Origin of the sequence: Roseomonas sp. FDAARGOS_362, assembly GCF_002754815.1 — a bacterium.
GTDB lineage: Bacteria > Pseudomonadota > Alphaproteobacteria > Acetobacterales > Acetobacteraceae > Roseomonas > Roseomonas mucosa.
The window spans coordinates 853,885-872,132 of sequence record NZ_CP024588.1 but is presented as its reverse complement, the minus strand read 5'-3'; the positions used below and the strand labels follow the sequence as shown (position 1 = coordinate 872,132).

General features: G+C 69.7%; 15 protein-coding genes and 1 tRNA gene. 7 read left to right on the top strand and 9 right to left on the bottom strand.

What is annotated here, in order from left to right:
* Nucleotides 1-33: 33 nt before the first annotated feature.
* Nucleotides 34-1,497: a glycosyltransferase family 39 protein gene (locus CTJ15_RS08875; protein WP_099781495.1), complete on the bottom strand. Its 1,464-nt coding sequence runs from the start codon at nt 1,495-1,497 to the stop codon at nt 34-36.
* Between the two features lie 10 nt (nt 1,498-1,507).
* Nucleotides 1,508-2,599: a glycosyltransferase family 2 protein gene (locus CTJ15_RS08870; protein WP_058390545.1), complete on the bottom strand. Its 1,092-nt coding sequence runs from the start codon at nt 2,597-2,599 to the stop codon at nt 1,508-1,510.
* Nucleotides 2,600-2,805: 206 nt separating this feature from the next.
* On the opposite strand from CTJ15_RS08870, the gene ugpB reads away from it, so the two are divergent.
* Genes ugpB through ugpC form a run of 4 tightly spaced genes read left to right on the top strand, consistent with a single transcriptional unit; the run spans nt 2,806 to nt 7,007 of the window.
* Entirely contained in the window at nt 2,806-4,176 is a 1,371-nt protein-coding gene (ugpB, locus tag CTJ15_RS08865; protein WP_019459816.1) for a sn-glycerol-3-phosphate ABC transporter substrate-binding protein UgpB, read from the top strand.
* Nucleotides 4,177-4,180: 4 nt separating this feature from the next.
* Nucleotides 4,181-5,062 (top strand): sn-glycerol-3-phosphate ABC transporter permease UgpA, encoded by an 882-nt coding sequence (ugpA, locus tag CTJ15_RS08860; protein WP_099781494.1) that lies wholly within the window; start codon nt 4,181-4,183, stop codon nt 5,060-5,062.
* Nucleotides 5,062-5,931: a sn-glycerol-3-phosphate ABC transporter permease UgpE gene (gene ugpE, locus CTJ15_RS08855; protein ID WP_099781493.1), complete on the top strand. Its 870-nt coding sequence runs from the start codon at nt 5,062-5,064 to the stop codon at nt 5,929-5,931. Before ugpA ends, ugpE begins: the two co-directional genes overlap by 1 nt.
* Before the next feature lie 5 nt (nt 5,932-5,936).
* Entirely contained in the window at nt 5,937-7,007 is a 1,071-nt protein-coding gene (gene ugpC / locus CTJ15_RS08850; RefSeq protein WP_075822128.1) for a sn-glycerol-3-phosphate ABC transporter ATP-binding protein UgpC, read from the top strand.
* A 45-nt stretch (nt 7,008-7,052) separates the two neighbouring features.
* On the opposite strand, the gene CTJ15_RS08845 is transcribed toward ugpC, so the two are convergent.
* The 5 genes from CTJ15_RS08845 to ssb form a co-directional block, all read right to left on the bottom strand.
* Nucleotides 7,053-7,125, bottom strand: a tRNA-Lys gene (locus tag CTJ15_RS08845).
* Nucleotides 7,126-7,244: 119 nt separating this feature from the next.
* Nucleotides 7,245-7,769, bottom strand: coding sequence for a peptidylprolyl isomerase (locus CTJ15_RS08840; RefSeq protein ID WP_027297167.1), 525 nt, complete (start codon nt 7,767-7,769; stop codon nt 7,245-7,247).
* 60 nt (nt 7,770-7,829) lie between these two features.
* The gene (gene coaD, locus CTJ15_RS08835) at nt 7,830-8,357 is read right to left on the bottom strand and encodes a pantetheine-phosphate adenylyltransferase (RefSeq protein ID WP_019459811.1); all 528 of its coding nucleotides are present in this window, start codon (nt 8,355-8,357) and stop codon (nt 7,830-7,832) included.
* Nucleotides 8,350-11,031, bottom strand: a complete 2,682-nt coding sequence (gene gyrA / locus CTJ15_RS08830) for a DNA gyrase subunit A (RefSeq protein ID WP_244311116.1) — start codon at nt 11,029-11,031, stop codon at nt 8,350-8,352. The genes coaD and gyrA overlap by 8 nt, the downstream gene beginning before the upstream one ends.
* A 152-nt stretch (nt 11,032-11,183) precedes the next feature.
* Nucleotides 11,184-11,717: a single-stranded DNA-binding protein gene (ssb, locus tag CTJ15_RS08825; protein WP_075822127.1), complete on the bottom strand. Its 534-nt coding sequence runs from the start codon at nt 11,715-11,717 to the stop codon at nt 11,184-11,186.
* Between the two features lie 413 nt (nt 11,718-12,130).
* Between ssb and uvrA the strand changes: the two genes are divergently transcribed.
* Nucleotides 12,131-15,133 carry an excinuclease ABC subunit UvrA gene (gene uvrA, locus CTJ15_RS08820; RefSeq protein WP_226946091.1) on the top strand — a complete coding sequence of 1,001 codons (3,003 nt, stop codon included), beginning with the start codon at nt 12,131-12,133 and terminating at the stop codon, nt 15,131-15,133.
* Nucleotides 15,134-15,184: 51 nt separating this feature from the next.
* On the opposite strand, the gene CTJ15_RS08815 is transcribed toward uvrA, so the two are convergent.
* Nucleotides 15,185-16,006, bottom strand: a complete 822-nt coding sequence (locus tag CTJ15_RS08815; RefSeq protein WP_099781492.1) for a squalene/phytoene synthase family protein — start codon at nt 16,004-16,006, stop codon at nt 15,185-15,187.
* Between the two features lie 98 nt (nt 16,007-16,104).
* Between CTJ15_RS08815 and CTJ15_RS08810 the strand changes: the two genes are divergently transcribed.
* On the top strand, nt 16,105-16,740 hold the full coding sequence (locus CTJ15_RS08810) for a superoxide dismutase (protein WP_019459806.1): 636 nt from the start codon (nt 16,105-16,107) through the stop codon (nt 16,738-16,740).
* Nucleotides 16,741-16,858: 118 nt separating this feature from the next.
* On the opposite strand, the gene yajC is transcribed toward CTJ15_RS08810, so the two are convergent.
* Nucleotides 16,859-17,209 (bottom strand): preprotein translocase subunit YajC, encoded by a 351-nt coding sequence (yajC, locus tag CTJ15_RS08805; RefSeq protein ID WP_019459805.1) that lies wholly within the window; start codon nt 17,207-17,209, stop codon nt 16,859-16,861.
* 129 nt (nt 17,210-17,338) lie between these two features.
* On the opposite strand from yajC, the gene CTJ15_RS08800 reads away from it, so the two are divergent.
* Nucleotides 17,339-18,196, top strand: coding sequence for an ATP-binding protein (locus CTJ15_RS08800; RefSeq protein ID WP_019459804.1), 858 nt, complete (start codon nt 17,339-17,341; stop codon nt 18,194-18,196).
* Nucleotides 18,197-18,248 lie beyond the last annotated feature (52 nt).

The following is an 18,248-nucleotide window of genomic DNA, read 5'->3' as shown; positions in this document are numbered from 1 at the left end:
TGATGACCGGCGCCGCCAAAGGCGCTCCCGTCGTCAGCGGGGGCGCGGCAGCAGGGCCGTGGATGCCCCCGGCGCGGCGGTGACGGCGTAGAGGCGGTACAGCTCCGCCTCCACCCCGCTCCGCGCCCGGGCAATCAGCCCGGGCAGTTCCCTCGCCGCGGGCCAGAGCGGCGGCCCGTCGCCGCGCCGGGTGCTGCGGATCAGCAGCCCCTTGCCCGTCGCCGGCCCCCCCGGCAGGGCGAAGAGGTCCCAGCGATCCCCGATCGCCACCACCGGCACGCCGGGCGGCAGGCGCAGCGCGAGCTGGCTTGCCAGCCCGTATTCCTCCGAGGCAACGAAATCCGCCCCTTCGGCGACGCGGGCCTGTTCCACCGCGGCGGCGAAGCGGTCCCAGCCGCCAAGCCGGGCCAGGGTGGGATCGCTGCGGCGCGGCAGATGGAACGGCGCATAGGCGGCCTGAACCAGCACCAGCCCGGAGAGCAGCACGCCGATCGCCAGGCCCGGACGGAACAGCCGCTGCCAGAAGCCGGCGAGGCAGGCCGCGGCAAGGCAGGCGGAGGGATAGAGGATGGCCGGCCAGTTGCCCTGCACCCGGCTGCCCGTGGCCTGCCAGAGGAAGACCAGCGTGGCCGGCACGGTGAGCGCCACGAGCAGCCCGGCGCCGCTGTCCCGCCGCCGGACCCAGGCGCCGGCCACCACGCCGGTGCCGACCACGCAGAGCAGGAAGATCAGCGGCGTGGCCAGCCCGGCCTGCCCGCCGATGAGCTCGCCCAGGTAGCGGAAGGTGAGGCTCCCTTCGCGCAGCCCGGCCCGCCCGCCCTGCTTGGCGAAGGAGGCCCAGCCGTGCTGCGCGTTCCAGAACAGCACCGGGGAGAAGACCAGGATGGCCAGGACCCCGCCCGCCCAGAGCCGCCAGTCGCGCAACCAGGCCCGCGCCTTCGCATCCAGCAGCAGCCAGAGCAGCAGGCCGATCCCCAGGAAGGCGGCGGTGTATTTCGACAGCAGCGCGGCCCCGGCGAAGAGGCCCACCGCCAGCCACCAGCGCCCGTCCCCGCGGGCATGGGCCTCGGCGACCGCCCAGAGGGTCAGGCACCAGAAGACGATCTGCGGCGTGTCCGGCGTCATCAGCACGGCGCCGGCATTCACCAGCAGCGTGGCGTTGAACAGCGAGGCCGCCATCACCCCCGGGCGCCGGTCGGGAAACAGGAGGTTGCCCGCCCGCACCAGGGCCAGCGTGGCCAGCAGCAGCCCGACGGGGCCGAGCAGCCGGATGCCCAGCGGTGTGTCGCCCAGCAGCAGCGTTCCCGCCCGGATCCAGAAGGCGACCATGGGCGGATGGTCGTAGTAGCCGGGCGAAAGCGCCCGGGACCAGACCCAGTAATAGGCCTCGTCCGGCGAGACCGGCACGACGGCCGCGGCGATCAGCCGGGCCAGGGTGATGGCCGCCAGGGCCAGCAGCGGCGTCAGCAGGGACTGCGTGCGGAGGGACTGCATCATCGGCTTTTCCTCAGCGAGCGCGCCAGACCAGTGTCGAGGAGACGGCATAGTTCCAGACGGCGGTGATCAGCGCCCCGGCGGCCCCGGCAAGGCCCCAGCCCAGCGTCTCCTCCCGCACCAGCAGCCGGGCGATGCCGACATTGGCCGCCGCCCCGATGCCGCAGACCAGGTAGAAGAGCACCAGCCCCCGCCAGAGGGACGGCCCCTTGAGCCGCACGTCGCGGTAGGTGACGCGGTTGTTCAGCAGGAAGTTCGCCGTCATCGCGGCGAAGGTGGCGATCCACTGCGCGGGGGCAAAGCCGAGATGTCCGATCTCCACCGCTCCCCAGAGCACCAGCAGGTGGACAGCGATGCCGATCAGCCCCACGGCGGCGAAGCTGAAGAAGCGCCAGGGCAGCGCCCCGCCCAGGGCCTTGTCCAGCAACAGGCCGAGGAACTCCATCAGCACCGTGGCGTCGAGCTTGGATTCCCCCGCCTCGCGCGGGCGGAAGCGGTAGGGGACCTCCGTCACCCGTAGGGGGCGCCCGGCGGACAGCAGCAGGTCGAGCAGGATCTTGAAGCCTCGCGCCGAGAGCCGCGGCGCGATCTCTTCGAACAGGGGGCGCGGCAGCAGGAAGAAGCCGCTCATCGGGTCGCTCACCGAGGTCGGCAGGATCGAGCCGGCCATGCGCGCCCCGGCCTCGCTGATCCGGGCGCGCAGCGGGGAGAAGCCGCTGTCCTTCTCGCCACCCTTCACGTTGCGGGAGCCGACCGCCACCTCCGCCCCGCCGTCCTTCACGGCGGCCAGCATCAGCGGCAGGCGCGTCTCGTCATGCTGAAGGTCGCCGTCGATGACGGCCACATAGGGGGCGGAGGAGGACAGGATGCCCTCCACGCAGGCGGAGGCGAGTCCGCGCCGCCCGATGCGGCGGATGCAGCGCACCCGGACATCCTCCGCCGCCACGGATTTCACCAGTGCCGAGGTTCCGTCTGGGCTGTTGTCGTCCACATAGACCGCCTCCCAGGCGATCCCGTCCAGCGCGGCCTCCAGGCGGCGCAGCATCGGCCGCACATTGGCGGCCTCGTTGTAGCAGGGGATGATGACGGAGAGTTCGGCGGGCACGGCGGCGGCTTAGCCCCGCTGCGCCTCCGGCGGAAGTGCGTGCTGCATCCGGCAGGGCCGCAATGCCTCCCGCCGTTCCCTGTCGTTTCGGTCCGGAAGCGGATCGAGACGTCATGCTCCCTTCATGAAAATGTCATTTATCTGTAGCATGACCGCAACAAGCACCGGCGAAAGGCCGGCCGCTCACTGACAGGGAGAACGCGATCATGCGGCGTCGTTCCGTTGCCGCCGGCGCCTTGGCGCTGGCTTCCGCCCCACTGGCCTCCGGGCTCCTCGGCCGCCCCGCCCTGGCGCAGGGCACCGGCAACCGCACCGAGATCCAGTTCTGGCACGGGCTGAGCCAGCCGCTGGGCGGGATGCTGGAGCAGATCGCCGCCGACTTTTCCGATTCGCAGGACAGGTTCCGGATCAACGCCACCTTCCGGGGCAGCTATCCGGACACCATGGTGGCGGCCATCGCCGCCTTCCGCGCCGGCACCGCGCCGCATATCGTGCAGATGTTCGAGGTCGGCACCGGCACGATGATCAATGCCGGCCGCGCCATCGTGCCGCTGCACGAACTCGCAGCCCAGACCAAGGTCGATCTCGGGACCGCGGACTACCTCGCCGCCATCAAGGGCTATTACAGCCTGCCCGACGGGCGGCTGATGTCCCTGCCCTTCAACAGCTCCACCTCGATCGTCTTCTACAACAAGGATGCCTTCCGCAAGGCGGGGCTGGACCCGGCGAAGTTCCCGGCGACCTGGCCGGAAGTCACCGAGGCGATGCGCAAGCTGAAGGCGGCGGGCTTCGCCTCGCCCATGACCACCTCCTGGCCCACCTGGCTGAACGTCGAGCAGGTGAGCGCCATCCACAACATCCCGCTGGCCACCAGGGCGAACGGCTTCGAGGGGCTGGATGCCGAGCTGCGCATCCACAACCCGCTGCTGGTGAAGCATCTCGGCAACCTCGTGGAGTGGCAGAAGGAAGGCCTCTACCGCTACGGCGGCCGTGACTCGGCGGCGGATGCACTGTTCCCCTCGGGCGAGTGCCCGATCGTCATGGCCTCCTCCGGCCTGCGCGCCCGCACCGTGAAGGAAGCGAAGTTCGACTGGGGCGCGGCGATGCTGCCCTACTACCCGGAGGTGAAGGGCGCGCCGATCAACAGCATCATCGGCGGCGCCAGCCTCTGGGTGATGCAGGGTGGCCCCCGGGCGCAGCGCTCGGCAGCCGAGCTCCAGGGCGTCGCCGAGTTCTTCCGCTATCTCGGGCGGCAGGACATCGCCGCGAAGTGGCACCAGGACACGGGCTACCTCCCCGTTTCCATGGGCGCCTACAAGGCGACGCGTGAATCGGGCTTCTACGCGAAGAACCCCGGCGCCGACGTGCCGGTGGAGCAGCTCCTGCGCGGCGGCGGCAACACCACGGAGAACAGCCGAGGCATCCGCCTCGGCGGCTTCGCCGAGATCCGCAACATCATGCAGGAGGAGATGGAGCGGGCGCTGCAAGGGGCGCAGAGCGCCGACCAGGCCCTGGCCAGCGCGCAGACGCGCGGCAACCAGGTGCTGCGCAACTTCGAGCGCACCAACAAGGGCTGACCCGATGAGCGAGAAGGTCGCCTTTCGCGGCAAGGCGCTGCCGCTCCTGCTGCTCTTGCCGCAGCTCGCGATCACGGCGGTCTTCTTCTACTGGCCCGCCCTCCAGGCGCTGATCCAGTCCACGCTGCGGGAGGACGCTTTCGGCCTTTCCAGCGAGTTCGTCGGGCTGGAGAATTTCCGCGAGGTCCTGTCCGACCCGAACTGGCTGCAGGCCGCCTGGAACACGGCGATCTTCTCCTCCTCCGTGGCCATCCTGGCCCTTTCGGTGGCGCTGTTCCTGGCGGTGCAGGCGGATAAGAGGCTGCGCGCCGCCAGCCTCTACCGCACCCTGCTGATCTGGCCCTATGCCGTGGCCCCGGCCGTGGCGGCGGTGCTCTGGCTCTTTCTCTTCCACCCGCAGATCGGGCTGATCGGCCGCGCGCTCAACAATGCCGGCCTCGCCTGGGACTACCGGCTCAACGGCACCCAGGCGATGCTGCTGGTGGTGATCGCCTCGGCCTGGAAGCAGGTCGCCTACAACTTCATCTTCTTCCTGGCCGGGCTGCAGTCCATCCCGCAGAGCGTGCTGGAGGCGGCCGCCATCGACGGCGCCCGCCCGGTGCGGCGCTTCTGGACCGTGGTCTTCCCCCTGCTCTCCCCCACCATCTTCTTCCTGGTGGTGGTGAACCTGACCTACGCCTTCTTCGAGACCTTCGGCGTCATCCATGCGCTGACCCAGGGCGGCCCGGCCCGGGCGACGGAGACGCTGATCTACAAGGCTTGGTCGGATGGCGTGCAGAACCTGAACCTCGGCACCTCCTCGGCCCAGAGCGTCATCCTGATGCTGATGGTGGTGGCGCTGACGGCCTTCCAGTTCCGCTTCATCGACCGCAAGGTGCATTACTGATGGCCGATGCCGCCACCGCGACACGCCACCGGCAGGCGCGTTCGAAGCTGCTGGCCCATGCGCTGCTGATCCTGGGCGTCCTCATCTTCGCCTTTCCGATCTGGATCGCGCTGATGGGCTCCACCCACGATGCCTCCACCCTGGGGCGCGGCGAGGTGCCGCTGCTGCCGGGGCCGGACGCGGTCGAGAACTACGTCGCCGCCTGGACGCAGGGCGGCGGCCGCATGCGCACCACGCCCGCCTGGGTGATGCTGTGGAACAGCGCGCTGATGGCGCTGATCATCGCGGTCGGGAAGATCACGATCTCCATGCTCAGCGCCTTCGCGGTGGTGTTCTTTCGCTTCCCCTTCCGGATGACCTGCTTCTGGCTGATCTTCATCACCCTGATGCTCCCGGTGGAGGTGCGGCTGATCCCCACCTTCCAGGTCATGGTGGACCTGCGCCTGACCGACACGATGACGGGGCTCACCCTGCCGCTGATCGCCTCCGCCACGGCGACGCTGCTGTTCCGGCAGTTCTTCCTGACCATCCCGGACGAGCTGGCCGAGGCGGCGCGGCTCGACGGCGCCGGGCCGCTGCGCTTCCTGCGCGACGTGGTGCTGCCGCTCTCGCGCAACTCGATCGCGGCGCTCTTCGTGATCCTCTTCATCTATGGCTGGAACCAGTATCTCTGGCCGCTGCTGATCGTGACCGACCGCTCGCTGGAGACCATCGTGGTCGGCCTCTCCAAGAGCATCGGCAACGGCGATTCCCAGAACGAGTGGAACACCATCATGGCCATGGCGGTGCTGGCGCTGCTGCCGCCCGTCGCGGTGGTGGTGGCGATGCAGCGCTGGTTCGTGCGCGGCCTGACCGAAACGGAGAAGTAAGCCCTTTGGCGACCCTGAAGCTGGACGAGATCCGCAAGTCCTTCGGCAAGACGCAGGTGCTGCACGGCATCGAGCTCGATGTTGCGGATGGCGAGATGGTGGTGCTGGTCGGCGCCTCGGGTTGCGGCAAGTCCACGCTGCTACGGATCACCGCGGGGCTGGAAACGCCGACATCCGGCAAGGTGCTGATCGCCGGACGCGACGTGACCCCGCTGGAACCGGCGGACCGCGACATCGCCATGGTGTTCCAGAACTACGCGCTCTACCCGCACATGACGGTGGCGCAGAACATGGCCTATGGGCTGAGGATCCGCGGCCTGCCGCGCCCCGAGATCGACCGGCGGGTACGCGAGGCCGCCGAGATCCTGGGCCTGGGCGCCCTGCTGGATCGGCGCCCGCGCCAGCTCTCCGGCGGCCAGCGGCAGCGCGTCGCCATGGGCCGCGCCATCGTGCGGGAGCCGGCGCTGTTCCTGTTCGACGAGCCGCTCTCCAACCTCGACGCCAGGCTGCGCGTGCAGATGCGGGCGGAAATCCGGCGCCTCCAGCGGCGGCTGGGCGTGACCTCGATCTTCGTGACTCACGACCAGGTGGAGGCCATGACCCTGGGCGACCGGCTGGTGGTGATGCACCAGGGCCGCGCGGCGCAGGTCGCCTCCCCCATGGAGGTCTGGGCGAAGCCGGCCGACACCTATGTCGCGAGCTTCATCGGCAGCCCCTCGATGAACTTCCTTCCGGCCACGCTGCTGGAAGGCGGTGTCGGCGCGAAACTGGCTTCGGGGCAGGAGATCCGTTTTGCGGACGGGCCACGCCCCGGTGCGGCGGGAATGCCCCTGACGCTGGGGCTGCGGCCCGAGCATGTGCTGGTCGGAGAGGCGCCGGATGCCCTGCCCCTCACCGTCGATCTCGTGGAACCGCTGGGCTCCGAGACGGTGGTGCATGGCAGGCTGCCGGATGGCGTGCCGCTCACCGTCCGAGTGAACGGTCCCTTCGCGGGAAGCAGGCTGCCGGCGCTCCTCGACCCACGAGAACTCCATGTTTTCGATGGCGGGACTGGAAAGCGGCTGGAGACGGGCTGAGGGCTCAACGGCCCGGCCGGAGCATTCCAGGAACAGGATTTGGAGTGCGCCCGCTGGGGCTCGAACCCAGGACCCCAAGATTAAAAGTCTCGTGCTCTACCGACTGAGCTACAGGCGCCCAAGAAGGGTCGGTCGGACGGATAGCACAGGCTCCGCGCCACGCGAAGAGCATGGAGCCCGTGTCCGGCGCGGAAAACAGGGCGAGGCCACAGCGGCCCCGCCCTTCAGGAAGGCCCGCTACTGGCCTTCCGGCACATCCGCCGCGACGCGCAGGCGGATCAGCTTGTCGGGCTCCCGCACCATGCCGCTGGAACCGCTGCCGCGCTTGATCTTGTCCACGGCCTCCATGCCAGAGATCACGCGGCCCCAGATCGTGTACTGGCCGTCCAGGCTCGCGGCCGGGGCGAACATGATGAAGAACTGGCTGTTCGCGCTGTTCGGGTCCTGGGTCCGGGCCATGCCGCAGGTGCCGCGGATGAAGCGCGCCTTGGCCGGCGGGCTGAACTCGGCCGGCAGGTTCGGCAGCGGGCTGCCGCCCGTGCCGGTGCCGGTCGGATCGCCGCCCTGGGCCATGAAGCCCTCGATGACCCGGTGGAACGGCGTGCCGTCATAGAAGCCCTGGCGCGCCAAGGTCTTGATTCGCTCCACATGCTTCGGGGCCAGGTCGGGGCGTAGCTCGATCACCACGCGCCCGTCCTTGAGATCCATCAACAGGATGTTCTCGCGGTCGGCAGGCGCCGCGGCTTCGGTACTCTCGCTCATCAAGGATCCTCCGGCGATCAACGTCGTGGCGGTCAGCAGAGTGCGTCGCCGCATCTGGAACTACTCTCCCGTGGCATTCCGCACGCGGGCCAGCGTGCGTTCGAGCGTCAGGGCGGGCACGAAAGACGAGACATCCCCCCCCAGCCGCGCAATTTCCTTCACAAAACGCGAGGAAATGAACTGGTTGCGCTCGCTGGCCATCAAGAACACCGTCTCGATGCCATTGTCCAGCCGGTGGTTCATGCCCGCCATCTGGAACTCGTAGTCGAAATCCGACACCGCCCTCAGGCCGCGCACGATCATCCCGGCGCCGACCTCGCGCGCGAAGCCGATCAGCAGGCTGTCGAAGGGGCGCACGTCGATCGGCGTGCCAGTGCGGTCGGTCACCGCCCGCATCTCCGCCTGGACGAGCTCGACGCGCTCCTCCAGCGGGAAGAGCGGCCCCTTTCCCACATTGACGGCGACGCCGATGACCAGCCGGTCTACGAGGCGCGACGCCCGGCTGATGACGTCCAGGTGGCCGTTGGTGACCGGGTCGAAGGTCCCCGGATAGAGGCCGATCCGCTCGGCGCGGGCGGCCCTAGCCATCCTCCCCCTCCCCGTCATCCACCACGGGGAAGCAGGATGTCACACGTTCGTTATCGTCCAGGCGCAGCATGGTGACGCCCATGGATGTCCTCCCTGTGACCCGCACCTGGTCCACTGGCAGGCGGATCAGCCGGCCATTGTCGGTGACGAGCATGACATCGTCGCCCGGCTTGGCGGGGAAGGTCGCGACGACCTCGCGCCCCGTGCGCTTGCTCAGGCTGATATTGGCGATCCCCTGCCCGGCCCGGCCGGAGACGCGGTACTCATAGGCGGAGGAGCGCTTGCCGAAGCCCTGGTCGGTCACGACCAGCAGCAGCTCCTCGGCCGCTTCCAGCTCGGCAAACCGCTCGGCGGAGAGCGAGACCTCCTCGCCATCCTCCACCGGCTCGTCGGCCTCCAGGGGTGCCTCGGCGGGTGCAGCCTCCTCGGCTCCCTCCTCCGCCTCGGCCCCGTTGCGGCGCCGGGCGGCGGCGGCCTTGAGATAGGCGGCGCGCTCGGCACTATCCGCCTCGACATGGCGCAGCACGGAAAGCGCGATCACACCGTCACCATCCGCCAGCCGGATGCCGCGCACGCCGGTGCTGTCGCGGCCGGCGAAGACGCGCAGCGTGTCCGTCTCGGCAACGAAGCGGATGCAGCGGCCGTTGCGGGTGGCCAGCATCACGTCGTCGCCTTCACGGCAGGTCTGCACGCCGATCAGGCTGTCGCCTTCGTCCAGCTTCATGGCGATCAGGCCGGAGGAGCGGACATTGCGGAAATCCGACAGCCGGTTGCGGCGGACATTGCCACTGGCGGTGGCGAAGACGAGGTGCAGGTTCTCCCACAAGCCCTCATCCTGCGGCAGCGGCAGCACCGCCGTCACATGCTCATCTTGCTGCAACTGCAACAACTGGCGCAGCGAACGGCCACGCGCCGTCGGGCTGGCGAGCGGCAGCTTCCAGACCTTCTCGCGGAAGGCCATGCCGCGCGAGGTGAAGAACAGCACCCACTGGTGCGTATGCGCGTTGAAGGAGCGCACCACCACGTCGTCCTCGCGCGTCCCGGCGGCGGAACGCCCGCGCCCGCCACGGTTCTGCGCGCGGAAGCTCTCCAGCGTGGTGCGCTTCACATAGCCGTCGCGGGTCATGGTCACGACCATGAGGCCCGGCTCGATCAGGCTCTCGTCGTCCTGGTCCAGCACGCCATCGACGATCTCGGTGACGCGCGGCGTGGCGATCTGGGCGCGGACCTCGGCGAGTTCCTGCGACATCAGCTCCAGCCGCCGCACATGGCTGGCCAGGATGTCCAGGAGTTCGCGGATCCGGCCGCCGACCTCGTCCAGCTCGGCGACGATCTTCTCGCGCTCCAGCCCGGTCAGGCGCTGCAGGCGCAGCTCCAGGATGCCCCGCGCCTGGGTCTCCGTCAGGTGGACCGTGTCGTCGATCACGACATTGCCGCTGTCGTCCACCAGCGCCAGCAGCGCGCCGACATCGCCCGCCGGCCAGGCGCGGGTCATCAGGGCCTCGCGCGCCGTGTTGGCGTCGGGGCTCTGCCGGATCAGGCGGATGACCTCGTCGATATTGGCGACGGCGATGGCCAGACCGATCAGCAGGTGTCCACGCTCGCGCGCCTTGCTGAGGCGGTAGCGGGAACGGCGGAGGATCACCTCCTCGCGGAAGTCGATGAAGGCGCGCAGCGCGTCCTTCAGCCCCATCTGCCGCGGCCGGCCCTTGTCGAGCGCCAGGATGTTCGCGGCAAAGGAGATCTGCAGCTGCGTGAAGCGGTAGAGCTGGTTCAGCACCACCTCCGGCGTCGCCTCGCGCCGCAGCTCGATCACGATGCGCATGCCGGAGCGGTCGCTCTCGTCGCGCAGGTCGGAGATGCCCTCGACCTGCTTGGAACGCACCAGCTCCGCGATGCGCTCCAGCAGCGTGGTCTTGTTGACCTGATAGGGGATCTCGGTGACGACGATGGCGTTGCGGTTGCCGCGCAGCTCCTCGATCGCCGTGCGGGCGCGCAGCGGGATGGCGCCCTTGCCGGTCTCGTAGGCGGAGCGGATACCCGCGCGGCCCAGGATCAGCCCGCCGGTCGGGAAGTCCGGCCCGGGCACCATCCGGATCAGCTCCTCCAACGAGATGTCGGGCTCGCGGATCATCGCCAGCGTGGCGTCGATGATCTCGCCCGCATTGTGCGTCGGGATATTGGTCGCCATGCCCACGGCGATGCCGTTGGCGCCGTTGACCAGCAGGTTCGGGAAGGCCGCCGGCAGGACGCGCGGCTCCTGCGCGCTTTCGTCGTAGTTCGGCTGGAAATCGACCGTATCCTCGTCGATGCCGACCAGCAGCGCGGCGGCGGACTTCGCCAGCCGCGCCTCGGTGTATCGCATCGCAGCCGGCGGGTCGCCGTCGATGGAGCCGAAGTTCCCCTGGCCATCGATCAGCGGCAGCCGCATGGAGAAGGGCTGCGCCATGCGGACCATGGCATCGTAGATCGCCGCGTCGCCATGCGGGTGATAGACACCCATGACGTCACCAACCACGCGGGCCGACTTGCGGTGCGGCTTGTCGGGCGTGTAGCCGGCCTCGTGCATGGCGAAGAGGATGCGCCGGTGCACGGGCTTCAGCCCGTCCCGCGCATCCGGCAGGGCGCGCGAGACGATCACGCTCATCGCATAGTCGAGGTAGGAGCGGCGCATCTCCTCCTCGAGCGCGACGGGCGTCCCGCTCAGCGGAACACCCGCGCCATTCTCATCCCCGCCGTTGCCGGCGCCGTCCTCGGTCTCGCTCACGCTGTCATCCTAAAATCATTCCTGGTCCCATTTCTGGTCCGGGCCCTCGGGCCGGGACCTCAGAACGGGATGTCGTCATCCAGGTCGCCCTTCGGCGCATCCCAGCCGCCGCCGCCGCCACCACGCGAGGGCGAGCGTCCGCCGGAGGCGCCGCCGCGCTCTCCGCCGCCGGCGCGCGGGCCACCGCCGAAGCCGCCACCGCCGCCGGAATAGCCGCCGCCCTCACCACCCTCGCCGCCGCTGGCGCGGCCGCCGATCATGGTCAGCTCGCCGCCGAAGTTCCGCAGCACGATCTCGGTGGTGTACCGGTCCTGGCCGTCCTTGTCCTGCCACTTCCGGGTCTCGAGCTTGCCCTCGATATAGACCGTGGAGCCCTTGCGCAGGTACTTCTCGGCCACCTCGCCCAGGCGCTCGTTGAAGATCGCCACCGAGTGCCACTCGGTCCGCTCCTGGCGGTTCCCCTCGCGGTCCTTGTAGTTCTCGCTGGTGGCGATGCGGAGGTTCACCACCTTGCCGCCGTTCTGGAAGTTGCGGACCTCGGGGTCGCGCCCCAGATTGCCCACCAGGATCACCTTGTTGACGCTGCCGGCCATTCATCCACCTCTTGCCTGGCATCGGGCCTCTCTCCATCGCCCCGGCCAAGGGACGGGTGGGACAGGACACCGGGCCGACTCGTATCGCCCCGTGCGGCACGGCCGACAGGGTCGGGCGAACTTACCCAAGGGAAGCGGCGCTCGCCACCCCCAGGGGAAGTTCGCCCGGAAGGCGGGCGGAGGCGCCCCCCGGCAACCTCCACCCACGGCGTGGATATGGTATCACGGTTGCAAGAACACAATGTGAACTAAGCCGCAAATCCTGCCATAATCGGCCCCTCACAGCCTGTTCCGCGGGAACCTTCAGGGACCCATCCGCTTTGCCCGACAGTCTTCCTCCCCGGTCCCCTTCCCGGACCCGCCGTCCCGGCCGCCGCACCGTCTCCGGCCAGGACACAGCCCAGGACACCAGCATGGCCGCCTCTCGCGACACCGACCTCGCCACTGCCGATGCCGCCTCCCCCGCCAGCGCCATCCCGGCGAAGCAGGCCGGCGCGGCGCCCCGGGCTTCCGGGCAGGGCGCGGAGCGTGACGCGGGCCGAGGGGCGCCGAAGCCGGTGCAGGGCCCGGCCATCCGGGTCCGGGGAGCGCGGCAACACAACCTGAAGAACATCGACCTGGACATCCCGAAGGACACGCTGACGGTCATCACCGGCCTGTCCGGCTCGGGAAAGTCCTCGCTCGCCTTCGACACGATCTATGCCGAGGGGCAGCGGCGCTATGTGGAGAGCCTGTCGGCCTATGCCCGGCAGTTCCTCCAGCTCATGGGCAAGCCGGACGTGGACAGTATCGAGGGCCTGTCCCCCGCCATCTCGATCGAGCAGAAGACCACCTCGCACAACCCGCGCTCCACGGTCGGCACGGTCACCGAGATCCATGACTACATGCGCCTGCTCTGGGCGCGGGTGGGCGTGCCCTATTCCCCCGCGACCGGCCTGCCGATCGAGGCGCAGACCGTCTCCATGATGGTGGACCGTGTCCTCGGCATGGGCGAAGGCAAGCGCCTGCTGATCCTGGCCCCCATCGCCCGCGGCAAGAAGGGCGAATGGAAGAAGGAGCTGGCCGAGCTCCAGCGCCGCGGCTTCGAGCGCGCCAAGATCAACGGCACCCTCTACCGGCTGGAGGAGGCGCCGAACCTCGACAAGAAGCGCAAGCACGACATCGAGGCCGTGGTGGACCGCATCGTGGTCCGCCCCGGCATGGAGACGCGCCTCGCCGACAGCTTCGAGACGGCGCTGGGCCTGGCCGATGGCGTCGCCTATGCCGAGGATGCCGACAGCGGCGAGCGGACCGTCTTCTCCTCCCGCTTCGCCTGCCCGGAGAGCGGCTTCACCATCGAGGAGATCGAGCCCCGGCTCTTCTCCTTCAACTCGCCCCAGGGCGCCTGCCCGGTCTGCGACGGGCTGGGCACGGAGAGCTATTTCGACCCCGCCCTGGTGGTACCGGACGATCTGCGCCCGCTGGCGGAGGGCGCCGTGGGCCCCTGGGCCGGCGGCTCCTCCTCGGCCTATTACGACCAGACGCTGGACAGCCTGGCGAAGCACTTCAAGGTCTCGATGAAGACCCCCTGGACCGAGCTTCCCGCCGCCGTGCGCAAGGGCATCCTGCACGGTACCGGCACCGAGGTGGTCACGCTCCGCTACAAGGACGGGCTGCGCGCCTACGAGGTGAAGAAGCCCTTCGAGGGCGTCCTCCCCAACCTGGAGCGGCGCCTGCGCGAAACGGACAACCCCTGGGTGCGGGAGGACCTGGAGCGCTACAAGGCCGACCGCCCCTGCAAGGCCTGTCAGGGCGCACGGCTGAAGCCCGAGGCCCTGGCGGTGAAGGTCGCCGGCCTCCACATCGCCCAGGCCAGCGAGCTGTCGATCCGCAAGGCCATGGAATGGTTCCAGGGCGTCCATGGCACGCTGACCGTGCAGCGGCAGGAGATCGCCGGCCGCATCCTGCGCGAGATCAACGAGCGGTTGCGCTTCCTGGTGGATGTGGGGCTGGACTATCTCAGCCTCTCCCGTTCCTCCGCCACCCTCTCGGGGGGCGAGAGCCAGCGCATCCGCCTCGCCTCGCAGATCGGCTCCGGCCTGACCGGCGTGCTCTATGTGCTGGATGAGCCCTCGATCGGCCTGCACCAGCGCGACAACGAGCGCCTGCTCACCACGCTGCGGCGGCTGCGCGATCTCGGCAATACCGTGCTGGTGGTGGAGCATGACGAGGACGCCATCCGCGCCGCCGACCACCTGATCGATATCGGCCCGGCCGCCGGCAAGGGCGGCGGCAACGTCATCGCCCAGGGCACGCCCGAGGAGGTCGCGGCCAATCCCAACAGCGTCACCGGCGCCTATCTCTCCGGCCGCCAGCGCATCGAGGTTCCCGCCGAGCGCCGCAAGCCCGATCCGGAGAAGACGCTCCGCGTCGTCGGCGCGCGGGGCAACAACCTGAAGGACGTGACCGCCGAGATCCCGCTTGGCACCTTCACCTGCGTCACCGGGGTTTCCGGCGGCGGCAAGTCCACCCTGGTGATCGAGACGCTCTACAAGGCCGTGGCGCGGCGCCTGATGGGCTCCGGCACCGTCCCCGCCCCGCACGACCGGATAGAGGGGCTGGAATACCTCGACAAGATCATCGACATCGACCAGTCGCCCATCGGCCGCACGCCGCGCTCGAACCCGGCCACCTATACGGGCCTCTTCGCACCGATCCGGGACTGGTTCTCGGAGCTGCCGGAGTCACGGGCGCGCGGCTACAAGCCAGGCCGCTTCTCCTTCAACGTGAAGGGCGGACGCTGCGAGGCCTGCCAGGGCGACGGCGTGCTCAAGATCGAGATGCACTTCCTGCCCGACGTCTACGTCACCTGCGACACCTGCAAGGGCAAGCGCTACAACCGCGAGACGCTGGAGGTCCGCTTCCGCGACAAGTCCATTGCCGACGTGTTGGAGATGACGGTGGACGAGGGCTGCGAGTTCTTCTCCGCCGTGCCCTCCATCCGCGACAAGCTGTTGGTGCTGCGCGAGGTCGGGCTGGGCTATATCCACCTGGGCCAGCAGGCGACGACGCTCTCGGGCGGCGAGGCGCAGCGCATCAAGCTGGCCAAGGAACTCTCCCGCCGTGCCACGGGCCGCACCCTCTACATCCTCGACGAGCCGACCACCGGCCTGCACTTCGAGGATGTGCGCAAGCTGCTGGAACTGCTCCAGGCGCTGGTGAAGCAGGGCAACACGGTGCTGGTGATCGAGCACAACCTGGAGGTCATCAAGACCGCCGACTGGCTGCTCGACCTGGGTCCCGAGGGTGGCGAGGGAGGCGGCCGCATCGTCGCCCAGGGCACGCCGGAGGAGGTCGCGGCCAACCCGGACAGCCACACGGGCCATTTCCTGGCCCCCCTGCTGCCCACGCCGAAGGCGAAGCGCAAGCGGGCCTGACCCCCGGCCGCGTCCCCGCCCCGAACGGGTTGGCGCGAGCGCGATCGGTCCTCAGACCCGCCCGCGCAGCCCGGCCCAGGCCACCGCCAGCCGGTCTGCGCCGCCGCGCGGCCCGGGCGGCTGGGCGAGGTCCGCCCTATCGGCGATCCGCCGCAGGTCCCGCCGCGCCAGGACCAGCGGCAGGGCGGCGGCGACGGCCGGCTTCGGCAGGTCCCGCAGCGCCTTCCGCGCCTGCTCCAGCACCGGCAGGGCCTCCGCCGCCAGCCGCCGCGCCACCGCCACCACGGCCGGGGCATCGGGGGCGATGCCCTCGGCCCCCGCCCCCGCCTCGGCCAGCATCTCCACCGGCAGCAGGTTGCGCCCCTGCCGCGCCTGGAGCGGCAGGGTCCGCAGCACCCCGGCCAACCCATAGCAGGCGCCCGCCGATTGCAGCGCCGGCAACAGGGCCGGCGGCGCCCCCAGCAGCCGCCCAGCCGCCACCGCGAATCCGCCGGCCGAGCCGCGCAGGTAGCTCTCGAAGGCCCCCCGGCTCTCGATCTCCTCGGCCTCGGCCTCCCGCGCATCCACCATCGCCTGGAGATCCGCCGCATCCAGCACCCCGGCCGTGACCAGCGCGTGCAGCGGCCCCGCCACCTCGTGCCGCCGCACCGGCCGGCCTGCCGCCATCTCGTCCAGCGAATCGCGCCACCATTGCAGGCGGATCAGCGCCATCATCGGCTGGCTCACAACCTCCCGGGCCCGGGCCAGCTCGTTGTTGAAGGCGATCAGCGTGAACAGCGCCTCACGCCGCTCCGGCGCCGCGAAGAGCGCGCAGAGGAAGCGATCGGGGTCGCTGCGGCGCGCGATCGCGCCGATCTCCGACAATTCAGCCATCGGCTGCCTTCTGGCGCCGCAAAGCCCGCCCCGCAAGGTTGACGCCTCACGGGGAGCCGCCCACCTTCCCGCCGGTTTCAACATTGGGGAGACCTCTCATGGCCTTCAGCCTTCCGCCTCTGCCCTATGATCCCGGCGCGCTCGCCGCCCGCGGCATGTGCCAGGAGACGCTGGAGCTGCATCACGGCAAGCACCACCAGGCCTATGTCACCGCCCTGAACGGCCTCATCGAGAGCAAGGGCCTCGCCGGCAAGAGCCTGGAAGAGATCGTCGCCCAGGCCGGCAAGGGCGGCGCCGACAGCCAGCCCGTGCTGAACCAGGCCGGCCAGCACTGGAACCACATCCTGTTCTGGCAGGTGATGTCGCCCGATGGCGGCGGCGACAAGCTGCCGGGCGCGCTGCAGACGAAGGTCGACAGCGACCTCGGCGGCCTGCAGAAGTTCAAGGACGACTTCAAGGCGGCCGGCGTCGGCCAGTTCGGCTCCGGCTGGGCCTGGCTGATCCAGGATGCCTCGGGCAAGCTGAAGATCACCAAGACCCCGAACGGCGCCAACCCGATCTCCACCGGCGAGGGCACGCCCCTGCTCGGCGTGGATGTCTGGGAGCACTCCTATTACCTGGACTTCCGCAACCGCCGCCCGGACTACCTGTCCAACTTCCTCGACAAGCTGGTGAACTGGGAATTCGTCGCCAGCCTGCTGGACAAGGGCCTGAAGTCCGGCCAGTCGGCCTGACCCGCGTCCGGGCGGCCCTGATGGCGCCGCCCGGAAACAGGAAAAGGGGGAACGCCATCGCTGGCGCTCCCCCTTTTTCGCGTCCGCTCCGGAGGCCCGGCCCCCGGTGGCTTCCGCCTCAGCCCTTGGCCACGGCCGTGTCGTTGGCCGCGGTGGGCCGCACCACGCTGCCGATCGTGCCGCGCAGTACGTTGACGCGGACATTGGGGGCGATCTCGACCTCCACCTCGTCCGTACCTTCCTTGACCTTGGTGATCACGCCCACGATGCCGCCCGCGGTCACGATGCGGTCATTGCGCTTCAGCGACTGCAGCATGTTGCGGTGCTCCTTGGCCTTGCGCTGCTGGGGGCGGATCAGCAGGAAGTAGAAGACCACGAAGATCAGCAGCATCGGGGCGAGCTGCATCACGATTCCGGCGGCGCCGGAACTCCCGACGATGTCTTGCGCGTAGGCGGTGGAAACGAGCATGAGGGTTGGAGTTTCCCGGCTTGCGATGGATGGGGGCGGAACCTAGCCTTCGCCCCTCGCCCGTCAACCCATCCTTGCGGGCCGACCCCATCATCACTGTCCTTCGCAGCAAAAACGAGTCCCGCCCAAGTGTCCGAACTTCTGCCGGCCCTGCTCCGGATCGCCGAGGCGCTGGAGCGCCTGGCCCCCGCCTCTCCCGCCCCACCTTCGCCGGAAGGCGCCGATGCCTTCGTCTGGCACCCCGCCCCCGAGCCGCGCCTCGCCCCCGTGCCCAGCGTGGCCGCGGTCGATGCCTCCCTGCTCCAGGGCGTCGAGGCGCAGAAGGCGCTGCTTCTGGAGAATACCGGCCGCTTCGCCCGGGGCCTGCCTGCCAACAACGCCATGCTCTGGGGCGCCCGGGGCATGGGCAAGTCCTCGCTGGTCAAGGCCGCCCATGCCGCTGCCAACCGGGAAAGGCCGGGCAGCCTCGTGCTGATCGAAATCCAGCGGGAGGACATCCGCACCCTGCCGGAGCTGCTGAACATCCTGCGCGCCCAGCCCCGCCGCTGCCTGGTCTTCTGCGACGACCTGTCCTTCGAGCGCGAGGACGCGGACTACAAGGCGCTGAAATCCGTGCTGGACGGCGGCATTGAGGGGCGCCCGGCCAATGTCCTCTTCTACGCCACTTCCAACCGCCGGCACCTGATGCCGCGCGACATGATCGAAAACGAGCGCTCCACCGCGATCAACCCCGCCGAGGCGGTGGAGGAGAAGGTCAGCCTTTCCGACCGCTTCGGCCTTTGGATCGGCTTCCACAACTGCGACCAGCCGACCTTCCTGGCCATGGTGGAGGGCTATGCCGAGGCGCTGGGCCTCGACCTGCCACGCGAGGAGCTGCACGCCCGGGCCAAGGAATGGCAGGTCACGCGCGGCAGCCGCTCGGGCCGCGTCGCCTGGCAGTTCGTCACCGACCTCGCCGGCCGCCTGGGGCAAGCCCTGCCGGCATGACCGCGCCCGGGGATGTCCCGCAGGAGGACCCGCGCGGGGACGCGCCGCTTCA